This window comes from Streptomyces sp. NPDC048255 (genome assembly GCF_040652415.1).
Classification (GTDB): Bacteria; Actinomycetota; Actinomycetes; order Streptomycetales; family Streptomycetaceae; genus Streptomyces.
In genome coordinates this window covers 68,902-90,083 of the sequence record NZ_JBEZMA010000023.1, presented here as the reverse complement: position 1 = coordinate 90,083, position 21,182 = coordinate 68,902, and the positions used below count along the sequence as shown (strand labels likewise).

The 21,182-nt window shown below is 68.7% G+C and carries 18 protein-coding genes and 3 pseudogenes; 11 read left to right on the top strand and 10 right to left on the bottom strand.

Annotated features, from left to right (window positions below; all coding sequences use genetic code 11):
- Positions 1–26 precede the first annotated feature (26 nt).
- The gene (locus AB0D94_RS19875) at positions 27–1,646 is read right to left on the bottom strand and encodes a helix-turn-helix domain-containing protein (protein ID WP_362053286.1); all 1,620 of its coding nucleotides are present in this window, start codon (positions 1,644–1,646) and stop codon (positions 27–29) included.
- A 475-nt stretch (positions 1,647–2,121) separates the two neighbouring features.
- Between AB0D94_RS19875 and AB0D94_RS19870 the strand changes: the two are divergent.
- Positions 2,122–2,601, top strand: a pseudogene (locus AB0D94_RS19870) (ATP-binding protein); the annotation flags it as partial.
- Between the two features lie 126 nt (positions 2,602–2,727).
- On the opposite strand, the gene AB0D94_RS19865 reads toward AB0D94_RS19870, so the two are convergent.
- Positions 2,728–3,459 carry an STAS domain-containing protein gene (locus AB0D94_RS19865; protein WP_362053283.1) on the bottom strand — a complete coding sequence of 244 codons (732 nt, stop codon included), beginning with the start codon at positions 3,457–3,459 and terminating at the stop codon, positions 2,728–2,730.
- 718 nt (positions 3,460–4,177) lie between these two features.
- Positions 4,178–4,798, bottom strand: coding sequence for a TetR family transcriptional regulator (locus tag AB0D94_RS19860; protein ID WP_362053280.1), 621 nt, complete (start codon positions 4,796–4,798; stop codon positions 4,178–4,180).
- Positions 4,799–4,913: 115 nt separating this feature from the next.
- On the opposite strand from AB0D94_RS19860, the gene AB0D94_RS19855 reads away from it, so the two are divergent.
- The 5 genes and pseudogenes from AB0D94_RS19855 (at position 4,914) to AB0D94_RS19835 (ending at position 8,357) form a co-directional block, all read left to right on the top strand.
- Positions 4,914–5,606 carry an SDR family oxidoreductase gene (locus tag AB0D94_RS19855; protein WP_362053277.1) on the top strand — a complete coding sequence of 231 codons (693 nt, stop codon included), beginning with the start codon at positions 4,914–4,916 and terminating at the stop codon, positions 5,604–5,606.
- Positions 5,607–5,666: 60 nt separating this feature from the next.
- Positions 5,667–5,840: pseudogene (locus AB0D94_RS19850) on the top strand (aldo/keto reductase); the annotation flags it as partial.
- Positions 5,841–6,176: 336 nt separating this feature from the next.
- Positions 6,177–7,181: an NADP-dependent oxidoreductase gene (locus AB0D94_RS19845; protein WP_362053364.1), complete on the top strand. Its 1,005-nt coding sequence runs from the start codon at positions 6,177–6,179 to the stop codon at positions 7,179–7,181.
- Positions 7,182–7,847: 666 nt separating this feature from the next.
- A complete protein-coding gene (locus AB0D94_RS19840) occupies positions 7,848–8,030 on the top strand; it encodes a hypothetical protein (RefSeq protein WP_362053274.1) in 183 nt (60 codons plus the stop codon).
- Between the two features lie 18 nt (positions 8,031–8,048).
- Positions 8,049–8,357: a hypothetical protein gene (locus AB0D94_RS19835; RefSeq protein ID WP_362053271.1), complete on the top strand. Its 309-nt coding sequence runs from the start codon at positions 8,049–8,051 to the stop codon at positions 8,355–8,357.
- 25 nt (positions 8,358–8,382) lie between these two features.
- Here AB0D94_RS19835 and AB0D94_RS19830 read toward each other — a convergent pair whose 3' ends face one another.
- From AB0D94_RS19830 to AB0D94_RS19815, 4 genes and pseudogenes are all read right to left on the bottom strand, one after another.
- Entirely contained in the window at positions 8,383–8,529 is a 147-nt protein-coding gene (locus tag AB0D94_RS19830) for a hypothetical protein (RefSeq protein ID WP_362053268.1), read from the bottom strand.
- A gap of 1,132 nt (positions 8,530–9,661) precedes the next feature.
- Positions 9,662–10,444 (bottom strand): annotated as a pseudogene (locus tag AB0D94_RS19825) (ATP-dependent DNA ligase); the annotation flags it as partial.
- 67 nt (positions 10,445–10,511) lie between these two features.
- The gene (locus tag AB0D94_RS19820) at positions 10,512–10,844 is read right to left on the bottom strand and encodes a hypothetical protein (RefSeq protein WP_362053266.1); all 333 of its coding nucleotides are present in this window, start codon (positions 10,842–10,844) and stop codon (positions 10,512–10,514) included.
- A gap of 977 nt (positions 10,845–11,821) precedes the next feature.
- On the bottom strand, positions 11,822–14,248 hold the full coding sequence (locus tag AB0D94_RS19815; RefSeq protein ID WP_362053264.1) for a helix-turn-helix transcriptional regulator: 2,427 nt from the start codon (positions 14,246–14,248) through the stop codon (positions 11,822–11,824).
- A 290-nt stretch (positions 14,249–14,538) separates the two neighbouring features.
- Between AB0D94_RS19815 and AB0D94_RS19810 the strand changes: the two genes are divergently transcribed.
- Complete coding sequence (locus AB0D94_RS19810) at positions 14,539–16,017, top strand: RICIN domain-containing protein (RefSeq protein ID WP_362053261.1); 1,479 nt, start codon at positions 14,539–14,541, stop codon at positions 16,015–16,017.
- Positions 16,018–16,393: 376 nt separating this feature from the next.
- Here AB0D94_RS19810 and AB0D94_RS19805 read toward each other — a convergent pair whose 3' ends face one another.
- From AB0D94_RS19805 to AB0D94_RS19795, 3 genes are all read right to left on the bottom strand, one after another.
- Positions 16,394–17,269 carry a hypothetical protein gene (locus AB0D94_RS19805; RefSeq protein WP_362053258.1) on the bottom strand — a complete coding sequence of 292 codons (876 nt, stop codon included), beginning with the start codon at positions 17,267–17,269 and terminating at the stop codon, positions 16,394–16,396.
- A 360-nt stretch (positions 17,270–17,629) separates the two neighbouring features.
- On the bottom strand, positions 17,630–18,292 hold the full coding sequence (locus tag AB0D94_RS19800; RefSeq protein ID WP_362053255.1) for a hypothetical protein: 663 nt from the start codon (positions 18,290–18,292) through the stop codon (positions 17,630–17,632).
- Positions 18,293–18,407: 115 nt separating this feature from the next.
- Positions 18,408–18,578 (bottom strand): hypothetical protein, encoded by a 171-nt coding sequence (locus AB0D94_RS19795; RefSeq protein WP_362053252.1) that lies wholly within the window; start codon positions 18,576–18,578, stop codon positions 18,408–18,410.
- Positions 18,579–18,710: 132 nt separating this feature from the next.
- Between AB0D94_RS19795 and AB0D94_RS19790 the strand changes: the two genes are divergently transcribed.
- The 4 genes from AB0D94_RS19790 (at position 18,711) to AB0D94_RS19775 (ending at position 20,720) form a co-directional block, all read left to right on the top strand.
- On the top strand, positions 18,711–18,866 hold the full coding sequence (locus AB0D94_RS19790; RefSeq protein WP_362053249.1) for a hypothetical protein: 156 nt from the start codon (positions 18,711–18,713) through the stop codon (positions 18,864–18,866).
- Between the two features lie 424 nt (positions 18,867–19,290).
- The gene (locus tag AB0D94_RS19785; protein ID WP_362053246.1) at positions 19,291–19,428 is read left to right on the top strand and encodes a hypothetical protein; all 138 of its coding nucleotides are present in this window, start codon (positions 19,291–19,293) and stop codon (positions 19,426–19,428) included.
- Positions 19,429–19,573: 145 nt separating this feature from the next.
- Complete coding sequence (locus tag AB0D94_RS19780) at positions 19,574–20,092, top strand: RDD family protein (RefSeq protein ID WP_362053243.1); 519 nt, start codon at positions 19,574–19,576, stop codon at positions 20,090–20,092.
- A gap of 370 nt (positions 20,093–20,462) precedes the next feature.
- Complete coding sequence (locus AB0D94_RS19775; protein WP_362053240.1) at positions 20,463–20,720, top strand: hypothetical protein; 258 nt, start codon at positions 20,463–20,465, stop codon at positions 20,718–20,720.
- The last annotated feature ends 462 nt before the right edge of the window (positions 20,721–21,182 follow it).

The window sequence follows — 21,182 nt, the reverse complement described above, 5'->3', positions numbered from 1 at the left end:
GAGGCCATAGATCAGATTGGGGCCCGTCAGAGAAGCTCCGGTTGTACGTCCGTGATTTCTCTACCTGTGTAGTAGCGGGTGGCACTGGGGTACGAGAAATTCTTTTCATTGTAGGCGACTACGTACCCTAGGAGCGCAGTTATCTGCCAGCTGCGTCCCAGCGTCTGTGCCATCAGCCTGAAGCATTGATCTGCCGTGAGCACCCCGTGTGGGAGCAACACGTTTTTGTCTTCTGTTCCGGCAGGAGGCAAAGATGACCTGAAGTTGTACGGGAGGTTTTCCTTCAACAGTGTTGCCAGCTGTTGAAGAGGTACGTTTTTGCTCGGCCCGTTAAATCTGATTGGGTAATTCAGATCAATCGGATACAAGACATCGAAGTGGCTTTGCTTCAATCTAGTGAAATCCCGGGATCGACCTGGATCCAGATTGCCAAAACCGTTCCCATTCCATGGGATGGATCCCATGGATCTCATTTGTTTCAGGATGAGCTTTTCGGGGGCGATGGCTTGCATGTCATCTTCGACGAATACATGAGCGAAGGAGAATATATCCAGATCGATCTGCATTCTCCCTTGAAGTTTCATGCGAAGATTTCTTAGCCGTATCGCAATGGAGCGCTCATCCTTTCCTACGTACACAAGCTCCGAGTCTTTATACAGCATGAAGACGCCGGGCATGCTGCGCAGCTGGTTAAGGTTTCTATTCGTTAGTCGCTTGGGTTGCTGATCCACCAGAAGCTCGGTTAGTCGGGAGCCCATATATTGCGCAAAACCAAGGCTGAGCGTGTTCGATGAGAAGGGGCTGTCAGAGCCTGGTGAAGCGGCGTTGTCGCTGTCGCTTTGCTCTTTCGGCTGGCTGACCTCGGCGGCGTCACCGACGGCCTCTTCGGCCTGGCTGGCAACCTTTTCAGCCTCGCCGGCGGCTTCCTCGGCTGTCTCTAGAGTGGCTTCGAGTTCAGCGCATCGCCCCTCAGCTTCTGTGGCGCGTCGGTCGGCTTCACGAAGTTCTCGCTCCAGCCTGCAAACGAGCTCTCTCAGTTTGTCGCGCTCCGCTTGCACTGATTCATAGTCGTCCTTCCACTGCGCAAGCTCTGCCCGATGAGTGATTCGAGCAGAGATAGCTTGATGCTCAAGAGAGCGGAACTTCGCTTCCTGTTCCTTCGCCCGGGTGGTGGCGCTGGCGAGCACCTCCCGGACCAAGTTCGCTTCCTGCTGTAGGAGCTCGCTCTCATGGTCTGCTGCGGCTAGCTGATCACGGAGATCTTGGAGGTCCGCAGCAGCAGGGCTCGTAGCCCGAAGGGCGTTTCGATGCAGGCGCCGAATTGCGGCGGTCGCCTCAGGGGTCAGTACAACTTCAAGGTTCCTGTTGCCATCATCGATGAGCTGCTCAACGAAGCCTGCAGGCGGAACCAGCACCCCACTGAAGTACCGGGACAAGGTGGAGCGGTCCCAATGGACCCTGGCTGAGTAGCGGTTCAGAGAGACCCCTACACGCTGTGCCAGCGACCGAAGTGTGACTGCGAGTGCGTGGCGTTCGTCTCCTACTTCGTCTCGGTCGACATCTTTCTGGAACACCATCGTGCGTGGCCCCCGAGGCCGGGGCACAAGTTCTCCAGCCGAGATGTCAGCTACTTCGCCCTCTTCCATCTGGCCCTCCAGTGTGCGCTGCGGTGTTGCGGGGGGGTCCGCAACAGGGTGCGCATGCGGCAACACCTTGAACCCCAGCATGATCAGGACAGCCGAGCCCCAACGAACCCCCGGAGGAAATCCTATGCCGCGAAGCCGGACCGTCCGTCAGCCCCTCGTACGAGCAGCCGCGGGACTTGGTGTGGTTGGCTCCGGGAGCATTGCCGCTCTCGCAGGCGCGCCCTGGTGGTCCGTGGTGATGGGTGAGGCGGCAGTAGTACTCGTGGCCGCCCTGCACTTGATGATGCCTCAGGAATCAGCTGACCGGCTCGAGTGGTGGCGGCTGCGCTGGTCCCCTCCGCCGCCACAGCCGAAGACCGCACCGAAGAGCATCAACAGCCGCAGACAGCGTTCGAACAGCAGCCGGACCTGACAAGGCTGGCTGTGGCCCCCGGACCAGCGTCCAGGGCCACAGCCGCGTTGTTGTGCTCAGATACTCTCGTTCGTCGAGGCCAAGGCGAACGCCGCCCTCTTGGGACCGCCGGGAGTAGGCAAGACGCACATCGCCGTCGCCCTCGCGGCCTGCCGGGCTGGATACTCGGTCTACTTCACCAGCCTCGACGATATGGTCCGCAACCTCAAAGCCGCCGAAGCCGCCGGGCGCCTGGCCAACAAGCTCGGCACCTACCAGCGGCCGGGCGTCCTCGTGGTCGATGAAGTGGGCTACGAGATCCTCGAACGCGGAGAAGCGAACCTGGTCTTCCAGGTCGTCTCAAAGCGTTACGAAAAGGGCTCGATCATCCTCACTTCGAACAAGACCTTCAGCGAATGGGGACAGGTGTTCGGCGACGAAGTCCTCGCGACCGCCATCCTCGACCGTCTCCTTCACCACTGCGACGTGATCTCCATCAACGGCCCCAGCTACCGCCTCAAGAACCGACTCAAGGCCATCGAGCGGGACACAGACGTGGCCTGACAGGCCGCGTCGCACCCGGCGGTCGAGGGCTTGATCAGTCGTCTTCGAGCCGCTGGAAAATCGCGGAGAAGCGACCCGCCGACCGTCTGGCCGTACAGCCATGACTCCATCCGCCAAGCCGGTGGATCAAGGGCTATGTGGCGGGTCTGCGTCATTCGGAGGAGAGCGATCCGCAGCTGGACGAACGGGCAGCCCCATGACCGGGGCCATCAACTGAAGCAACCTGAAGACGGGCCGTTGAATCGGCCCCACGAGCTCGAAGCCACAGCCTGCCTGCAGGGCACGCTCCCGCGCCCACAACAGGACGCGGAGCCCTGAGAAGTCGCAGAACGACAGGTCGCGCAAGTCGACCTCGACGCGGTCAGCACCGCGCGTGATCGCACCCCTAAGCACCGCACGCAGGGGCGCCCCAGTGAGGCCGTCCAACTCGCCGCCCACCACCACCGTCGTCCGATCCCGGGAGTCCACCAGAGACACCCGCAACTGGCAGCTTCCACCGTCTGCGTCATTCGGAGAGGAGGGATTCGCGCGCGGGCTAACGGGCGGCCCCATGTCCCGGGCCATCCACTTGAACAACCTGAGGATGCGCGGTTGAAGCGGCCCCACGATCTCGAAGCCACACCCTGCCTGTAGGGCCTGTTCCCTCGCCCGCAACAGGATGTCGAACCCGGAGATGTCGGAGAACGACAGGTCCCGCAAGTCGACCTCGACACGGTGAGCACCGCCCGTGATCGCAGCCTCAAGCACTGTGCGCAGGCGCTGATAGCAGTAGACGTCCAGCTCGCCGCCCACCACCACCGTCGTCCGGTCCTCGGAGTCCACCACCGACACCCGGAAGTAGCTAGGTCCACCGTTCATGCGCTGAGCCTGCCTCGGGCCAGAAGCAGCCTCCGCCTGAGACTCCGCTAATCAGCTCCGATCACCACTCAAACGGGGTCCGCCAGGAGCGGGACGACTATGACGCCACCCTGTCGCTTGTAGTCGATCTCCACCGAGCCTCGCCGGAGAGACGAAACCGCGCTTGACCTCGGCGTCGAAGTCGACCCTGCGGACGCCGAGCCGCCGTGCGGCCTGGTCCGGGGCGAGGGGGACATGCCGGTCGAGCAGGGCCGGCAGGTCCCGGCGGCGCGCGAGGGCAGCCACCTGGTCCGGGTGAACGTCGGGGAACTCGGCGTTCCCGCCGAGGCGGACCAGCAGGCCCGCTCGGGCGAGGTAGCGCCGACCGCCGAGGCGGTCACCCGCGGCCGGCACCGCAACGGCGCCCGCAGACTTCCGACAGCCGGTCCGCCGCCACCCCCGCACCGATCGGCCCCCGCAGCTCTGCCCGCACCTGCTCCGGGTCGCAGCCTCCAGCACCGCCCGCGACCACCGCCCCGGGCCGGCATCCGCCGGCGGGACCAGGCCCGAGCCGGCCGCCCACCGCCAGGCCGCCAGAGGCACCCGCAGCTGGCCCGCGGCCTGGTTCTCGTCGTACTGCTCGCGCACCGAACGCGCCATGAATCGCACTCCGATCGCACATCGACGGCCCGACGGCCGGTGCGCACACGCCGCCCGGCGCCCGATGCCGGGCCCCCGGTCAGTCGGCTTCCGTCAGGGCCGCGTGCGCGGCGGCGAGGATCTCCTCGGAGAGCGGGGAGCCCTGGGTGGCCCGGGACAGGACCAGAGCACCGACCAGGGTGCACAGCCGGGCGAGGCCGCCCTCGCCGCCCCCGACGCCCCCGACACCCCCGACGCCCCCGACACCCCCGCCGTCCGCGACGGCCTCGGCGGGGGCGAGGAACGCGGCGAAGTCGGCCACGCCCTCCGCGTAGGTACGGCGCGCCTCGCGGCCTTCGGGTCCGCGCGCGATATCGGTGGCGAGAGCCGCGACCGGGCAGCCGTCCGCCGCGTTGTCACGGTGTTCGACGGAGAGGTAGGCGTCGATCAGGGCCCGCTGAGCGGCATCCCGCTGCCCGTCGTGCCGCTCGAGCCCGGCCGCATTGCGCCGTGCGATCTCATCGAAGGCGTGGGCGGTGACCTCGTCGACGAGCGCCTCCTTGGAGGCGAACTGCTTGTAGAAGGCGCCGTGGGTGAGGCCGGCCGCCTTCATGAGATCGGCGACGCTGACGTGGGTGCCCTGCTCCCGGAACAGCCGCGACGCGGTGTCCACCACCCGCCTGCGATTTTCCTCCGCCTGCGCCTGCGATACGCGGCCCATGGCCACCTCCCATTTGGATGTCGACTGGCATCTATCATAGCCCTGTGTTTAGATTGTGCTTGCAATCTAATTGACGCGGGTGCTCCGCCGGCGCCTGCGAAGGACAGGAGCGAGCATGGAACTCAAGAACGCGGTCGCGGTGGTCACCGGCGCCAACCGGGGCCTCGGGCGGCACCTGGCCGCCCAGCTCGTGGAGCATGGTGCCAAGGTCTACGCGGCGGCCCGCCGTCCCGAGACGGTCGACCTGCCGGGCGTCCGCCCACTGCGCCTCGACGTGAGGGACCAGGAGTCGATACGGGAGGCCGCCCGCATCGCGTCGGACGCGACGCTTCTGATCAACAACGCGGGCGTCTCCACCGGCGCGACGCTGGTCGGCGGCGACCTGGACGAGGTACGTCGCGAGATGGAGACCAACTTCTTCGGCCCGCTCGTCGCCACACGGGCCTTCGCTCCTGTCATCGAGGGCAACGGCGGCGGTGCCGTACTCAACGTCCTGTCCGCCCTGTCCTGGTTCCACCCGGCCGGCCTCGGCTCCTACGCGGCTTCCAAGGCCGCCGCCTGGGCGCTGAGCAACGCGAGTCGCGAGGAACTGGCGCCCCGCGGGATCACCGTCTCGGCGCTGCACGTCGGCTACATGGACACCGACATGGCCGCCGGCGTGCCCGCCGATCAGAAGGTCGCCGCCGCCGACGTCGCGGCCCAGGCCCTTTACGGCATCGAGGCCGGCCTGCCCGAGATCCTCGCCGACGAGACCAGCAGGTACGTCAAGCAGAGCCTGTCCGCGGCGCCCCAGCCGAACGCGGGCTGACGCTCACCCCCTCCACCACGGCACGACGGCCTTCCAGGCCCCCTTGCGCAAGGACTTCTCATGCGTTACACGGCCTTCGGCCGCAAGACCGGACTGCGCGTCTCCGAGTACGCGCTCGGCACCGCCAACTTCGGCACCGGCTGGGGCGCCGGCGCCGAGCCCGACGAGGCCCGCCGGATCTTCGACCGGTTCGCCGAGGCCGGCGGCACCTTCCTCGACAGCGCCGACAGCTACCTCGCAGCCCTCGACGTCCAGCTCACCGACGAGCAGTACGCGCGCCTCGACAAGGTCAGCGCCATGCCGCTCGGCGTACCGCACGAGGGCATCGCGGGCTCGCTGGGACACCTCCAGGGCGGCGACGCGAGCAGCGTCATCGCCCCGGTCGTGCCGGTGGCCTGAGCCCGGAAACACGGCCGACGCAAAGCTCTCCGCGCAGGCACTGGCCACTGCCGTGCCGACGCGGAGCGCGCGGACCAGAAGACACCACAAATCGTCTTGTAACGAGACAAACCTCTCATGGGCAGAACACCCCTCCCGCTTGGACGGGAGACCACACGAACGGAGATGACGATGAAGGCCTTCATGGTCGAGAAGTACGGTGACGCGTCCAACATGCGTGCCGCCGGGATACCCGACCCCCAGGTGGGCGCCGACGACGTCCTGGTCAGGATCGACGCGGCGAGTGTCAACCCGCTGGACATGAAGATCCGCGACGGTGACCTCAAGCAGATCCTGCCCTACCGCCTCCCGCTCGTCCTGGGCAACGACCTCGCCGGGACCGTCGTCCGCGTCGGATCGTCCGTCACCCGCTTCGCGGTGGGCGACGAGGTCTGGGCGCGGCCCGACAAGGACCGCATCGGCACCTTCGCCGAACTCCTCGCCGTCCACCAGGACGACCTGGCGCCCAAGCCCGCCACGCTCACCATGACCGAGGCCGCCTCCCTCCCCCTGGTCGCGCTGACCGCCTGGCAGGCCCTGGTCGAGCGGGCGAACGTCCAGCCGGGCCAGAAGGTCCTCATCCACGCGGGCGCCGGCGGCCTGGGATCCATCAGCATCCAACTGGCCAAGGCACTGGGCGCGCACGTGGCCGCCACCGCGAGCACCGCCAAGATCGACCTCGTCAAGGACCTCGGCGCGGACGAGGTCATCGACTACCGCACCCAGGACTTCTCCGAACTCCTCACCGGCTACGACCTCGTCCTGGACTCCCTCGGCGGCGAGAGCCTCGCCCAGTCCCTGCGCACCCTCAAGCCCGGCGGCCTGGCCATCTCCGTCGCGGGCCCGCCCGACCCGGCCACCGCCCGCGAACTCGGCTCGAACCTGGTGCTCCGCCTGGGCATCGCCGCGCTCAGCGCCAAGACCCGGCGCCAGGCCAAGCGTCTCGGTGTCACGTACTCCTTCCTGTTCATGAAGGCCAGTGGCGACCAGCTGCGCGAACTCACCCCCCTCATCGACGCCGGGAAGATCCGCCCCGTCGTCGACCGGGTCTTCCCCTTCGACGAGACCCTTCAGGCCATGGAGTACGTCGAGAAAGGCCGCGCGAAAGCCGGCAAGGTCGTCGTCTCCATGACGTGAACCCAGGGCAACGGCCCTGCCGGACGCCGAGAACGCCGCCCGCCACAACGAGAAGAACCCGCCCCACGCTCCTTTCTCCCACACCAGGACCCGATCGCGAACGCACCGTCCAGCTCCCCCACGCCCACCCCGTCGTCGTACAAGAACGCGCCGACCCGCGCCGTGTCCGTGCAGGGCGTGGACGTCGCCTACCGGCAGCACGGTCCGGACGACAACTTGCCTGCGAAGAGTGCGGATCACGTCAGGAACGATGCGAATTCGGCGACAGATATCGCGCTCAGAGCTTATCGAAAGGGCAGGTCGGGACGGAAGGATGACGACACCTATCGTGCTCAGTCTCATGTGATCAGTGCCGAAAATCGGGCCCTGTCGCCATGCGGGTGGTGATGCTCTGGGTGAGTAAGCGAGATAGCCAGGGCAAGGATCCGGTCGGAGGCGAGTCGCCTCGACGAGCTTGTCGCGGGGTACAGCGGTGATGCCGCATTTCGGGATGAACTCGATCTCACGGATGGCTGGATTTGTCGGTGGAGTTCGACGTGGCGCGTGGGCGCCGGTGAAGTCTGCTGGCCAGTCCGCGACATGGCTCATGTTCCGGTGCTGTCGTCGCGGCCGATGCGGGGGTTCACATGGCGGGCGAAGCAGCGGCATCGTCCTGGCCTGGAGGTGATGGCGTCCACGGGCAGGGGGCACGGCTTCGAGTCGCTGGAGGAAGTGCGGCTGCTGGTCGCGCTGGACTTCGTGGGGGCGTCGGAAGTGCTGTCGCAGCCGTTCCGGCTGGACTTCGGACACAAGAGCGGGTCGTCCTGGCACATCCCGGACCACTTGGCCGCGATCGGTGGCGGGATGTGACTGATGGACGTACGCCCGATGGGACTGATCAAGGACGAGGACGCGCTGAAGTTCGCGGCGGCCAGGGAGATGGCGGCGGCTTGCGGCTGGCAGTACTCGGTGATCGCGGGCTGGCGCCCGCATGTCTGGAGCGTCCTTGACCACTTGTCTTCGCGTCGTCGGCCGGTGAGGGATCTGCTGGGCATGCGGGACCAGCTGCTCACGATCATCGGCGGCCGGGAGGGGCGCGTGATGACGTTCTCCGCGCTGGCGGACGCGACCAGCGTGCCTTCCGTTGGCCGGGGCCAACATCGTCCGGCTGCTCTGGCAGCGCGAGCTAGGCGTTGATCTGGGCAGTCCCTTGCGCGACACCTCACTGATCTGGGGGGATGTGATGGCGGCGAGGGGATTTTTGCCGGTCGCGCCGGGCAGGCGGGGCGCGCTCAACGGTGTCGAGTGGACGGTTGAGGATGTCCACGGCCAGCACGGCCGGCTCGTGCTCGTGGATGGCGGCGGTCACGCTGAGACCCGCTCCTTCCGCTGGCTCATCAACCACGCCGACCTGCGACTCCTTCCGGCGGCCGAAGTGCCTGGGCGGCTGGCTCCGGTCTCACGGCAGCCGAGGACACTGGTCGACCTGACCGAGGATCAGGTGGAGCGGGCCCGGCTGCGGGCTGCGCATGTGCTGGAGGCCGAGACGGGGTTCCGGGAGGGGCACCCGGCTCGGGCCCTCCAGGGCGAGGTCGGAAGCCGAAGGAGCACACCCGAGAGTGCGCATCCGCCTTCGTCTGGAGCTACATCACGGGAAGCGAGTTCGCTCTCGCACCAGTCTTCCAGCCACCAATGCGGCCCCACGACCGAACACTCTCGCTAGATATGCCACACCTGACGAAGAAGCTCAGGCGTTGGGAATCGCAAGAACCACCCGTCCCCGCCTCCTGGCTCTGCACGGCCCTCGAGGAGCACGCCAGACAGGTGGTCGTCACCATCAGTCACGCATCGTGACCAAGACGGAGCCCGGCCCCGCCAACAATCGCCCTCAAGATCCGCCAACCAGCTCCCTCCACCTGCCGGCGACCTGCACCGAAGAGAGCTTCACCTGCCGACTACGATCCTCGGTCACAGATCCCGTTTGCTGTCAATAGCCATGATTTTGGGGCGAGTTGGGGGCACACCGCACAAGCCGCCTACGCGTACGCGAGGGGAAAATTCACCCCTGCGGGGGTGTCCCGAGGCGGGCCCGGACACACGACAGGGCCGCCACCGGATGGTGGCGGCCCGCGCTGGGGGTTATCGGAGAAGCCCGCTCAGGCGGGCCGCAGGACGACGGTCGACGCCGTCGGCCAGCTCAGGACTAGTTCACTGCGGCTGCGGGTTGCTCAGGTTGTTGACCAGGTCGGAGAGGGCCCCCGGCTCGCCCGTCTCCGTCAGGTGGTGGTTTGAGGACACGTGGCCACCACCGCTGTCCCCGGAGTCGGAACTCCCGAAGCCGAGCGATGAGCTGCCTTGCCCGATAGCGCCCTTCCCCCCGCTGGGGGTGTCGTCGGCTGAGGCGGGAACGGCGGCCAGGAGCAGGGCCGCGACAGCGAGTGTGGAGGAAGCAAGGATCTTCATGCCCGGCCAACGAGGAGACCGGCAGCAGGATGCGCCGGTCAGCCGGCCGCCGCAGCCGGACCCTGCCCGAACCGGGGAACGTCCTCGGCCGTGACGTCCAGGCGCAGGCGCTTGAACCGCATCGGGTGCCGGTACTCCCCGCCCCGGTCCACGGCCCGGTCTGCGCTGACCTCCGCGACCGGGTCCGGGCGGACCAGCACCACGTCCAGGACGTCACGGCTCCCCCACGTCGATGCGAACCGCACACCCTCCCATGGGTGCCCGGGGTCGGCGGCGGCCAGGTGCTCGCCCACTTGCCGGGCCTGTTCCGGGCGCAGTGGGATGGTACGGCCGACCGCGCGCAGGCGGCCCGCAGGGTCGTGGCGGCCGAGGACGAGGAGCTGCGGCCGCGCGAGGGTGCCCGTGATCGCGCCGATGATCGCTTCGGTGGTGTCGCGGCGGCGGACCTTGGTCCAGCCGCGTGCGGAGGGCCGGTAGGGCTGGTTCAGGCCCTTGGCCACGATTCCTTCGACTCCGGACACATCGGTCCAGGACTCCAGCCATTCGCGCGCCGTGGCCAGGTCGGTGATCATCGGGCACAGCGTCCACGGGGCCGACAGCCCGTGCCCGGTGAACAACTCCTCGAGGAGCGCCCTGCGCTCCCGGTAAGGGCGCGGCAGGAGTTCCACCCCGTCCAGCTGCAACACGTCGAATGCCACGAAGCAGGCCGGCCACCGCGCCACCAGGCCGGGGGCGGTGCGGCCCCGGGCCGCCGCCCGGCGCTGCAACCCCTCGAACGAGAGCCGGCCCGCCTCGGCATCCCAGACCAGCAGTTCGCCATCGAGGACAACGTGCGATCACTGTGCCGACCGTCAAACGTACAAGTGCTTCGGGGCCGCTGGGAGAGTTCTACTCAAAGATGCTTTCGTTGGCTCCTGCCACAGGGCCTTCCTGGACATCCGCAATGATCTTGTCGTGGACAGACGTACGCATCTGATCAAACGGATCATCTTGCAGCCTGTCCCCCGGGGTCTTCACCAGCTCGGTCATGTCGACTTTGGTCGAGTCCGGGGTAACCGGAGTGGCCGGGATGGAAGCGACTGGGGCCACGGCAATCGAGTCCGGCGAAGCCGGAGCGGGCGGGACGGGATCGGTTGCGGCGCTGGCAGAAGAGGCGAAAGCACCGAGGGACGCGGCCCCCGCGAGGGCGACAGCAGCAAGTACGCGCTTGGTGTTGTTCATGCCCAGCCAACGATCTTGAATCCGGCCGAGCTACGTCCGGACCGGGCAGAACGGGCCCTGTAGGCACTCGGAACGTCATCCGTCCGAAGGGCCCACGGGCCCGTCTGGCGGACTGGACAGCCCATGTGCGGCACGGTGGCGGCATGCGCCGCTGGTCCCTGCCCCTGCTCCTCGCCGCCCTGCTCGCGGCCTCCGGATGCGTCACCGTCCATCCCGGCCCCACCCGGCCCCACCCGGCCCCACCCGGCCCCACCCGGCCCCACCCGGCCCGCCGGAGTCTCCTCCGCCGAGGTGCCTGCGGACCACAAGCAACCCGCCGAACCGCGCCCCGCACGGCCGGGCCCCGGGCCGGCGCTGCCCCTCTCCCGCCTGCCCGAACCCGCCCCCACCGCCCCGGCCGACACCGTTCCCGAGACGGACCGTACAGTCGGCGCCCACCGACCAGCCCCCGCTGGCCGCGAGGCATCCCGGCAGGACAGGCACGCCGAGCCGGCACCCCGTCGGACGGCCGCGGCACAGCCGCGCAAGGCACCGAGGCGCTACGTGCGCCCCGCCGCCAAGCCCAAGCCCAAGGCAAAGGCCCGGCCGAGCGCCCACGCACCCGCACCCCGGCGTCCGGTGCGGCCCGCATCCGGGGCGGGAGCTGCGGACATGGCCGAGCTGTGCCGCGCGGCCCAGGGCGTGACCAGCCCCTCCGTCACTGCACTGTGCCACCAGACATACGTGTCCCGTCTCACTGAACTTTGACCGATCTCACTGAACTTTGGCCGGGGTCCGCCACGGCCCGGCACGGTGGGACCGGGAAGCTGGGGTTGGTTGGCGATTTGGCCTGGGTGTGCTCGGTAGGTGTCCGCGTTCTGTCCTGTGCCGGGGTGTTGGCCGGCTCCGGGCTGAAAGCACGAAAGGGCCCGTACTCCACGCGCGTGCGTGGAGTACGGGCCCTTCTGTGTTGCTCAGTCATACAGATAAGACGTCCACTAAGCGGTGCTGGCTGCGGCTTCCAGGGTGCTGAGCTCGGCGGCGGCTTCGAGCTGCCGGGGGTGGTTCAGCCGGACCAGGGCTTCGTGGGCGGCCGTCAGGGTTTCCCGTGCCTCCTCGTGACGGCCGAGGTGCCGCAGGACGACACCCAGCTCGAGCCGGGCGGTCTCGCTCCAGAAGGACATCGGGTTCGCCGCACGAAGGGTCAGCACCTCACGCAGCGGGGCTTCCGCCTCGCTCCACCGGCCGAGCGCGGCCAGGTCGTTGCCGACGTTCTGGCTGACCAGGGCCAGGTAGGAATTGCTCACTCCGGTCGACCGCCCCGGGATGCCCGCCCGGCAGAGCGTCTCGCTGCGGCGGTGGATGGCCAGTGCCTCCTCAGGTCGGCCGTCCATGCGCAGGACCTGGCCCAGCGCATTGAGGGCGGTCAGTTCGGCCAGCCTGCTATCACCGCAGGACAGCCCGGCGAACTGGGCGACCGACGACCTCAGCCGGGCGACGGCCTCCCCGATCCGACCGAGCCGTTGGAGCGCCCCCGCGCCGTACCCCAGAGCCCAGCCCACCTGGAGCTCGTCGCCCGCCTCCCGGGCCGCCTCCAGAGCGGTGTCCGCGGCGGCCAGCGCTCCGACGTAGTCGAAGACGCACATGTTGCGGGCCCAGGCGAGGTAGTTCAGCTGCACGGCCACCTCACGGGTGCTGCCCAGCGCCCGGGCGGAGTCAGCGGCCCGCCGGAACACCTCGGCCCACAGCTCCCAGTCCATGGTGGCGTCGGAGAACCAGTGCATCGCCTCCGCCGCGTCGACAACCTGCCGGTGACGGCCGGTCGACTGGGCGTGGCGCAGGGCCCCGAGCCACTGGGCCCGTTCCTCCTCCAGCCAGGCCCGGGCCCGGTCGCGGCCGACCGGCGCGGTGGCCGGGTCGGGGTCGCATTCCGTGTCACCCTGCTCGGCGGCCGACCCGTACTCGGCCTCGAAGTGCAGGGCGGCGGCGGTGGCCCGGCGCAGCGTCCAGCGGGCGGCCCGGTCCTCGGCGGCGGCGATCTCCTCGGGCCCGTCCTCCTCGGCCAACTGCTCGGCGGCGAACAGGCGCAGGAGGTCGTGGTAGCGGTAGCGGTCAGCGGTGGGGTGGGACTGGAGGAGGCCGGCGTCGACCAGGTCCTCGGCATACCGGGCGGCCGTGCGGGTGGGCAGGTCGGCCAGTAGGGCGGCGGTCTGGGGGCTGAAGTCGGGGCCGTCGGCCAGGCAGGAGCGTCGGAAGACGGTCTGTGCCTGCGGGCTCAGTTGCCGGTAGGAGAGGGCGAAGGCGGCCCGGACCTCGAGTGAACCGGCCTTCAGGGTGTCGAGGCGACCGCCTTGTTCGGCGAGTTGGGTGGCGAGTTTGGTGATGTGTTCGGTGGGGCGGGCGGCGAGGCGTTGTCCGGCGATGCGGACGGCGAGGGGGAGGTGGCCGCAGAGTTCGGCGAGGTCGCGGGCGGCTTGTGCTTCTTGTGTGATTCGGTGGGCGCCGATGATGCGGGTGAGGAGTTCGACGGCTTCTTCGCGGCGGAGCAGGGCGAGTTCGGTGCGGTGGACGGCTTCGAGGCCGGCGAGGGCGCGGCGGCTGGTGATGAGGGTGAGGGAGGCGCCCTCCCCGGGCAGCAGGGGCCGCACCTGGTCCTCGTCCGCGGCGTTGTCCAACAGGAGCAGGACGCGTCGGTCGCGTAGGAGGGAGCGCAGGAGGCCGCTGCGGTCATCGGTGTCGGCGGGTACGTCGGTGGCACCGAGGGCGCGTAGCAGGCGGGCGAGGGCGTCGCGGGGTGGGGTGGGTTGCAGGTCCATGCCGCGCAGGTCGAGGTGGAACTGCCCGTCGGGGAAGTGGGGTGCCAGGGTGTGGGCGGCGTGCACGGCGAAGGCGGTCTTGCCCAGGCCGGGTTGCCCGCAGACCACCGCCACCGGCGGACGGTCGGGGTCGGACTGCTCGGCCAGGGCCGCCAGCCGCGCCAGGGCGGGCCCGCGGGCGGTGAAGTCGCGCAGGTCGCGCGGGAGCGCGAGGGTGTGGCGGAAGGAGCGGTCCGGGGCGGTAGCGCCCGCCGGGCCGGCGCCTTCAGACGGCCCGACCGCCGGCTTCCCACCGGCCTCCTCCGGCGGGCCAGCGCCCGCATACGAGCTGGCCGCCGACTCACCTCCGGCCCGGCGCGCGCGGGGCCGTCCCCGGCTGGCGGCCCGTTCCAGTTCCTCGGTGCCGCTCGCGTCCAGCCCCAGCGCCGCGGCCAGGGCCGCGACGGTGCGCCGCTGCGGCCCCCGGGACCGGCCGCGCTCCATGTCCGACACGGCCCGCACGCTCACCCCCGCCGCGTGCGCCAGCTCCTCCTGGCTCTGCCTCGCGTCCGTGCGCAGGCGGAGCAGATGCTCGCCGAACCCGCCGGTGACCGGTGTGTCCGTCCCCATGCCCGCGTGTGTCCCCCCGGTGCTGCGCGGACCGGCCGGTCCGCCGGTCCTTTCATCCGGCAAAAGTATGCCGGACCGTACTTCTGCCGGTGGAACTGCCTGGTCCGGATCGGCCGGCCGCGGTTGGCTGGGGCGACCCGGGAGTGAGCCCGACCAGCCACCGCCCGGGGCCGGTCCGTCACCGCTCCGCATGCGGCTGCGCGCCGGGCGCGGGGGACCTCCGTACACCCGGTCGCCTCCGTACCGCGCCCGCGGACGCCGGCGGCCGTTTCTACCAGGGGAATTTCACAATGAGAACCAGTGGTACCGCGCCCCGTCCGGGCGCCGACCGGCGTGCTCGCCTGCTGCGCCTGCTCGCCCTGCCGGCGCTCGCGCTCCTCGTCCTGGCCTCGGTGCTGACGGCTCCCACGGGGGCGGCGGCGGCGAGCAGCAAGTACGGGAACGCGCGCTACCACCAATGGTCGTTCGTGACCTCGCACAACGCCTACGCCAACAGCGACATGCACTGGCCCGTGCCGCCGAACCAGTCGCAGAGCATCAAGGAGCAGCTCGAGGGCGGCGTGCGGGGCCTGATGCTCGACACGTACGACTCCCGGGGCACCGGGCCCGTGCAGATGTGCCACGGCACCAGCCCCGATGTGCGCGTGTGCTACGACGAGTTCAAGGCCGGGCTCCTGACCGTCGTGAACTTCCTGCAGAAGAACCCGCAGGAAGTGGTGACCCTGTTCCTGGAGAACTACGCCAGCAAGGAGACGGTCAGCAAGACGGTCACCGACCTGCTGGACGCCAAGGGCGCCGGCAAGATGCTCTTCGACCAGAACGACTGGGGCATCTTCAGCAGCAACTGGCCGCGGCTGAAGGACATGGTCTCCGCCAACCAGCGCCTGGTGATCTTCCAGGACAGCTGGGGTGACGTGGCCGCCGGCTCCGGCACCCTGATGAACACCTGGTCGCACACCGTGGAGAACCGGTACAGCTACGGCCTGGGGCAGCCGTTCGGCTGCGAGTCGCGGAACGGCAATACACTGAACACGAACCCGATGCCGGGGACGACCGGCCTCACCCCGCTGTTCACCATGAACCAGTTCAGCTCGGACAACCCCGACCCGAAGGCCTACGCCAAGATCGACAACGGCACCCAGCTCAAGAGCCGGATCGAGAAGTCGTGCCGGCCCGCCGCGGGCGGCCGCAACCCGAACTTCGTCGCGGTGGACTACTACCAGCTCTCCGACAACTCGGGCCTCACGCCCGTGTCGGTGGTCGATGAGCTCAACCGCGACAACTACGTCTTCGAGCCCGACCCGGCGGTGTGGACCGTCAACGACGCCAAGCAGTACGTCAGCACCTACGGCACCAAACGCTGCATGGTGCGCGGCGACGAGTTCCCCGACGGCTCCGGCGGCCTGGTCACTCAGCGGGCCTGCGCGGACCCGGCGCCCAGCAGCCACCAGTGGACGGCCACCAAGCCGAACTACGACGGCAAGGGCTATTACTGGATCAAGGCGGGCAACGGCTCCTGCCTGACCGTCCCGTACAACAACGGGACCCCGCCCGGCGACGGCACACAGCTCTTCTGGTGGCCCTGCGAGACCAAGTGGTTCTCCGGCAGCCAGCTGTGGAACGTCATGCCAACCAACACCGACAGCAACGGCCAGTCCCACGGCTACTACTTCATCAACCAGTGGACCGGCAAGTGCCTGACCCTGGACCCCGGCACGTCGACGGCCAGGCCCGGCAAGGTCACCCAGGCCGCCTGCCCCAAGCGCTGACGGCGGACCGACATACGACCGGACGGCCGGTCCGGCACCGCACAGGGTGGTGCCGGACCGGGCCGTTCCCGTGTCCGCCAGCGGTACTCGACCGTCAGCGCGGGCCGGGGCGCCGTGGCGAGGAAGAGGTACACCGTCGCGCTCTGGGGGTGGCGAACCGCCGGGGCTGGGTGGTGCCGGTGCGGTCCAGGGCGGCCAGGGCCGTGGCGGGCGCGGCCCAGTCGGCCCCCTCCGTGCCGCACGAGGCGCCGAAGCAGCCGGTCCGCAGGTCCAGCAGCAGGCAGTTGCCCGCCGGGGAAGCCCAGGGGTCACCGGAGCCGCTGGCGCGGTTCAGCGCGAGGTAGCCCCGGACAGCTTCAGGACCGGCCCGACTGAGTCAGCGGGAATCCGGTGCATCGTCCTCGGCTGGGCCGGGGGTTGCCGTGCTGTCGGTGGCCTGGCCGGCGGCTCGTTCCGCGCGGAGTTCTTCGGCGACTTCGTAGGCCCGGCCCGGGTCGTAGACGGTGACCGAAGTGCCAGGGCTGTACATCGCGTTTGCCCGGGGCGTGTACTGATAGATTTCGACGCCGCGTTGGGCGGCTATGCCGTCGACCTCGCCGACCGGTACCCTCCACAGCTCTGCGGTGTGGAATGGGGTCCACCACTCGTCCGGACGCAGGAAGTCTCGCTTGACCTCCGTCTGACGCTCCACCGCCACCTGGACCTGGCCGAGTTGCTCGCTCAACCAGTCGGTCAGCGCCTGTGCGTCGACCCGGGAGAGCGGTGCGGACTGCGCCGGTTCGCACTCCACCGTCTCGCTGCGGGTGTGAAACACCACCTTGATCGACCGTCGCTGTCCCAGACTGAGTCGCTCGATGACGACGACTCGCTGCAGATCAGCCATCGCCGTGGTCGACGAACGCAGAAAGCGGGCGATCACGAACTGGGCCGGAGTTCCCAGGGGGCGGAGCTCGACCCACCGCACGGTCAGGGAGACCGTGGCGAACAGCATGGCCGCGGCGAGCACGACCACCGCGACGACCGTGAGTGTCAGTAGGACCCAGAAACTGCCCCAGACGAATGAGCTCCCCGAGATCACGGCGGCCACCAGAGCGCCCAGCAGAAGTGGGGCTGCGACCACCGGGGGGACAATGATGCTCCCGCCGAGCGCGGCAGCCAGCTCGCGGGCCCTGCTACGCACGAACAGCAGCCGCCATCCGGCTGTCACGGGTAACACAACTTCCGCAAGCGAGCCGGGATGCTGAGTGTCCATGACTCAAGGGTAGGACCCGGCAAAGGAGTTCGTAAGGCCACAGCGAGCCGGACCGTCTCGAGGACGGGGACCGCAGGCGACAGCGCGTCAGCCGGCCAGGTAGCGCCGGCCTGGCCCGGGGCGATCTGCCCTTGACCTGCGGCGGTCAAAGTTCGATGAGACAACAGCCGAGTGGTCAAGGTTCGGTGAGACTGACCAACCTTCGGTGAGACGGGACTCCTCAAGCGCGCGGGCGAGGCGTGTAGGGAGCTGATGCGGTCGGCGAGGAAGTTGGTCGTGGCGATCCACATGCTGATGGCGCCCCGAGACGTGGGACGGTCAACGTACGGCGTTCCAGGCCTCGGGGCAGGGCTTGCTCGGTCAGGGTGCGTTCAGTCCGAAATCCTGGCGGCTGACGTTGCTGGCGTCGGGGCTGTTGATGTTGTTGTTCGTGGTGATGTTGTTGAACATCGGGATGACGCCGTTGAGGTTGACGGGGAGGATCGACACGGGGCCCCCGTCTCCGTCACCGTCACCGTCGCCTCCGCCGCAGGTACCGCCGGTGATGGTGGTGGGGTCATTGACCCTGTCCGCGATGTTGCTTCCGGGAACGAGCACCACGGCAAAATTGTCGACGAGGCACGGGCCCTCCTCGGCGACGTTGACAGTGAGAGTGAGCGTGTAGCCCTCACCGGGACCCAGCGGATCGCTGTCGCAGTTGATCCTGTTGTCCCCCTCGAAGGCGCACGAAATGAGCACATCCGAGTCGATGACCGTCTCCCCTTGGACGAAGGTCACGCCTTCATGCTGGATGGTGTCCTGCATGATCGTCCCGCCGACGGTCGTCTGATCGCCTGTGTTGGTAACCGTGAGCGTGTAGACACCCTGCCCGCCTCTGGGGAAGCTGCCGGAATGCGTCTTCGTGATGTCGATCTGTGCCGCGGCGGACGCGGGGGTCGCCCCCAGGGCGAACGGGAGGGCGATACCCAGTCCCAGGACGGTGGCGAGGGCGGACATCCGCCGCCTCAACGTGTGCGTGACCATGATGGTCTCTCCTGTCGTGTGAAGGTCGCCGTGCTGCGGCTCCGCCCGCGAAGCGACGGGGGCGCAGTACACGCGGGACGCCTGCACGACAGGAACGCACCGGGGGACGGTTTGATCACGGGCGCGGTCGTCGCTTCACTCGATCGCCCCGCCGCATCCGGGTGGAGTAAGCGGTGTCTTCGCCGTCGGCCTTGCGTACGGCGGTGGCGTGCTTGATGTAGGCGGTCTTGCCGGTCTTCTCCGCGAGCCGGAGCAGCGGGTCGCGCTGACGTCCTTTCGCGTCCACCGATTCGTTGAGCTGACCTCACCGGCGTTGGTGCAGAGAAGCCATGCTCCAACGTGCCGTTATGGGGTCGGGGCCAGCCCCTTGTGCGAGGCGTGTAAGGCCGCGCGGCGGGCGCAGTACGGGAGCTGAACCGTGTCCGTCCTGCAGCCCGCCCTTCCTCGGTTGCGGACGCTGGTCACATACCTGCGCGGCGAACTCGGCCGGGCCGAACAAGCCCTTGCCACGGCCGAGGGCGTGCCCGCCTGTATCCACTGCCAGCCCGACACCGCTCTCGGGGTGCTGGAGTGACCGGGTACCGGCAGGGTGAGGGGATGAGCCATGCCCCGCGTGTAGTCGTCAATCCGCCGGATGCCCAGGGCGAGCGCCGCGTGCCGATGCCGCTGGGGCCGCGTCGGGGTGGCCAAGGAGGTCGGGAACTGGGCGTCGGCCCAGATGGTCGACGAGGGCGGATCGGCGAGCTCATGGGGCAGATCCGCGACTTCGACCAGGCAACTCCGGGCGAAACGACTTGAAGGTGCTCGATCAAATCTCCGCTTTGCCGACAAGCGGATCGCGGCCTCGAAGCCGAGTCCTCAATCAGCCACGTGTCCAGGATGGCCGGATCCCGTGACCCGATTCCGCTCTATCGCTATGCGTAGTCGAGCAGCTTCGCTTAGCCGAGACACCCGGCCAAACCAGCCGGAACGCCGACAGACCTGCTCAAGGAGGGCGCGTGACCAGCAGTGAAGCGGCCCCCACGGACACCGCAGACGAGGGAGTACAGCAGATGATGCGGATCTCGAATTTTCCCCAGGGCTGCTCTTCGTTCCTCAGTCAGTTGCTGCTGGCTGGGATTGGACGGACGGCCTGACCAAGCACGACTGATCAAGAAGAATTGATCAGGAAGAACCGATCGCAAAAATGATCACGCCGCCGCGGCCATCGCATTCCCCGCGGTGGCCACGGCGGCCCCCGCCGGGGAACTCTCCGTACCAACGGAATGTAGGATTCCGCCGATGCGCGAAATCGACATGTTCAACTCCATGGCCTCCGGCAGCGACCTCGGTCGGCTCCAGGCGGCTCCGGACGCCCGTCCCGGTTCTCCGGCGGGTCTCCTGCCGCGCTGCGCGGCAACTGCCATCGACCTGGTCATCGCTGTCGCGGTCATTCTCGTTCCGCTGGTCGGTCTCGACCGGATTCTCACGGCCGCCGCTGTCGCCGACGGTGAAGCCGGTGTGATCTGGCGAACCACCGCCGCCCTCTGGGTCACGGCCTTCTTCCTGCTCTATTCCCCGCTCAGCGTGTCACGCTGGGGCGCGACTCCGGGCAAGCGGGCCCTACGCCTCGAAGTAGTGCACTTCGAGACCCGCGAGCGCATCGGCTACGGCTCGGCCGTCGCCCGGCACCTCACGAACCTCGTGGTGACCGGCATCCCGGTGCTGTGTGTCGCCAACGTCTCCTCGATCAACCTCAGCAAGGACCGCCGCGGCATGCACGACAAGGCTTCGGGCAGCGCGGTGATCCACCGCCGGTGACGGCGAGGTCAGGGCGGACGGCGACGCCGGGGGCAGCGAGAAGGTGGCCTGGCTGAGGCTGACCACCAGGCCCGCGCGGACCAGCTCGACCAGTTGGCGCCGCTCGCCCTCGTACGGAGCGGACGGGCAGCGGCCGGTTAGCGCTCCGCACCGAGGACCAGTACCCGAGGCCGAGGTGACATCACGCTGCTGGACGACCTCGCCGCCGCGGCTGGGGTGGGCCATAGGCGTCGTCGCTGTAGGCCGGCGGCGGGCCTTAGCGGCGGTCTAGGTCGGCCATGCCTGGGGTGGGGAATCCCGGTGAGCAGGTCTGGCCGACCCCCGAGCGTCGGGTGGGGAGATTCAGCGAGCCCCATCACAGACCCCCGCAGTGATCCAGGTGCAGCAGCCACCCGCGGTCGCCGACGCCCGCGACAGGCTCCTGGAGGCCATCGACCAGGAAGCTCAGCGTGTGGTGGAGACGCAACCCGGCCAGGCGTCCGCTGCCCTGGGCGACCTCGCCCGCGCCTTCGCCCTCGTCACCGCTGGCACCGCTGGCACCGCAGGGCCGGTCAGCCCCGCCATCCGCCGGGTGAATCTCGAGGGCGTTGACGGTAGCCAGCCGTTCTACCTGACTCCGAACCACTGACTCAGGTCAGTAGAGCAACCACATATGTGAAGGCCCCGCCAGATTCCGCTGGTGGGGCCTTCGCGCGCTCCGACTGTCCAGGCGCGTCGATGCTCCCAACGTCATGAACGCCTACGTGACGCAAAGCCCCAGCTCACACCCCATCCGAACACGTCAACGCTCGGTAAATCCGGCGACCTCCTCGAGTTCCTGCGGCGGGCCGGCCTGGACCCCGACGTCGTCCGGCTGGACGATCCGCTGCTGATCGAGTGGCGCGGCGGCGGGCAGGCCGTCTGGAGTCCCGACCCCGAGGAGTCCTGAGAGAACTTGACGGTTTTGACCGTCAGGTTCAGGTCCTACTTTGAGAGCACCAGTGCGGGCCGCCACCCCGGCGAGGGTGGCGGCCCGCCCTGCAGCTCCGGTCCGCGGCACCAGCCGCCGGGTCCCCCAACCCGTGGGTCACCCCGCACGGCTCCCCCAGCA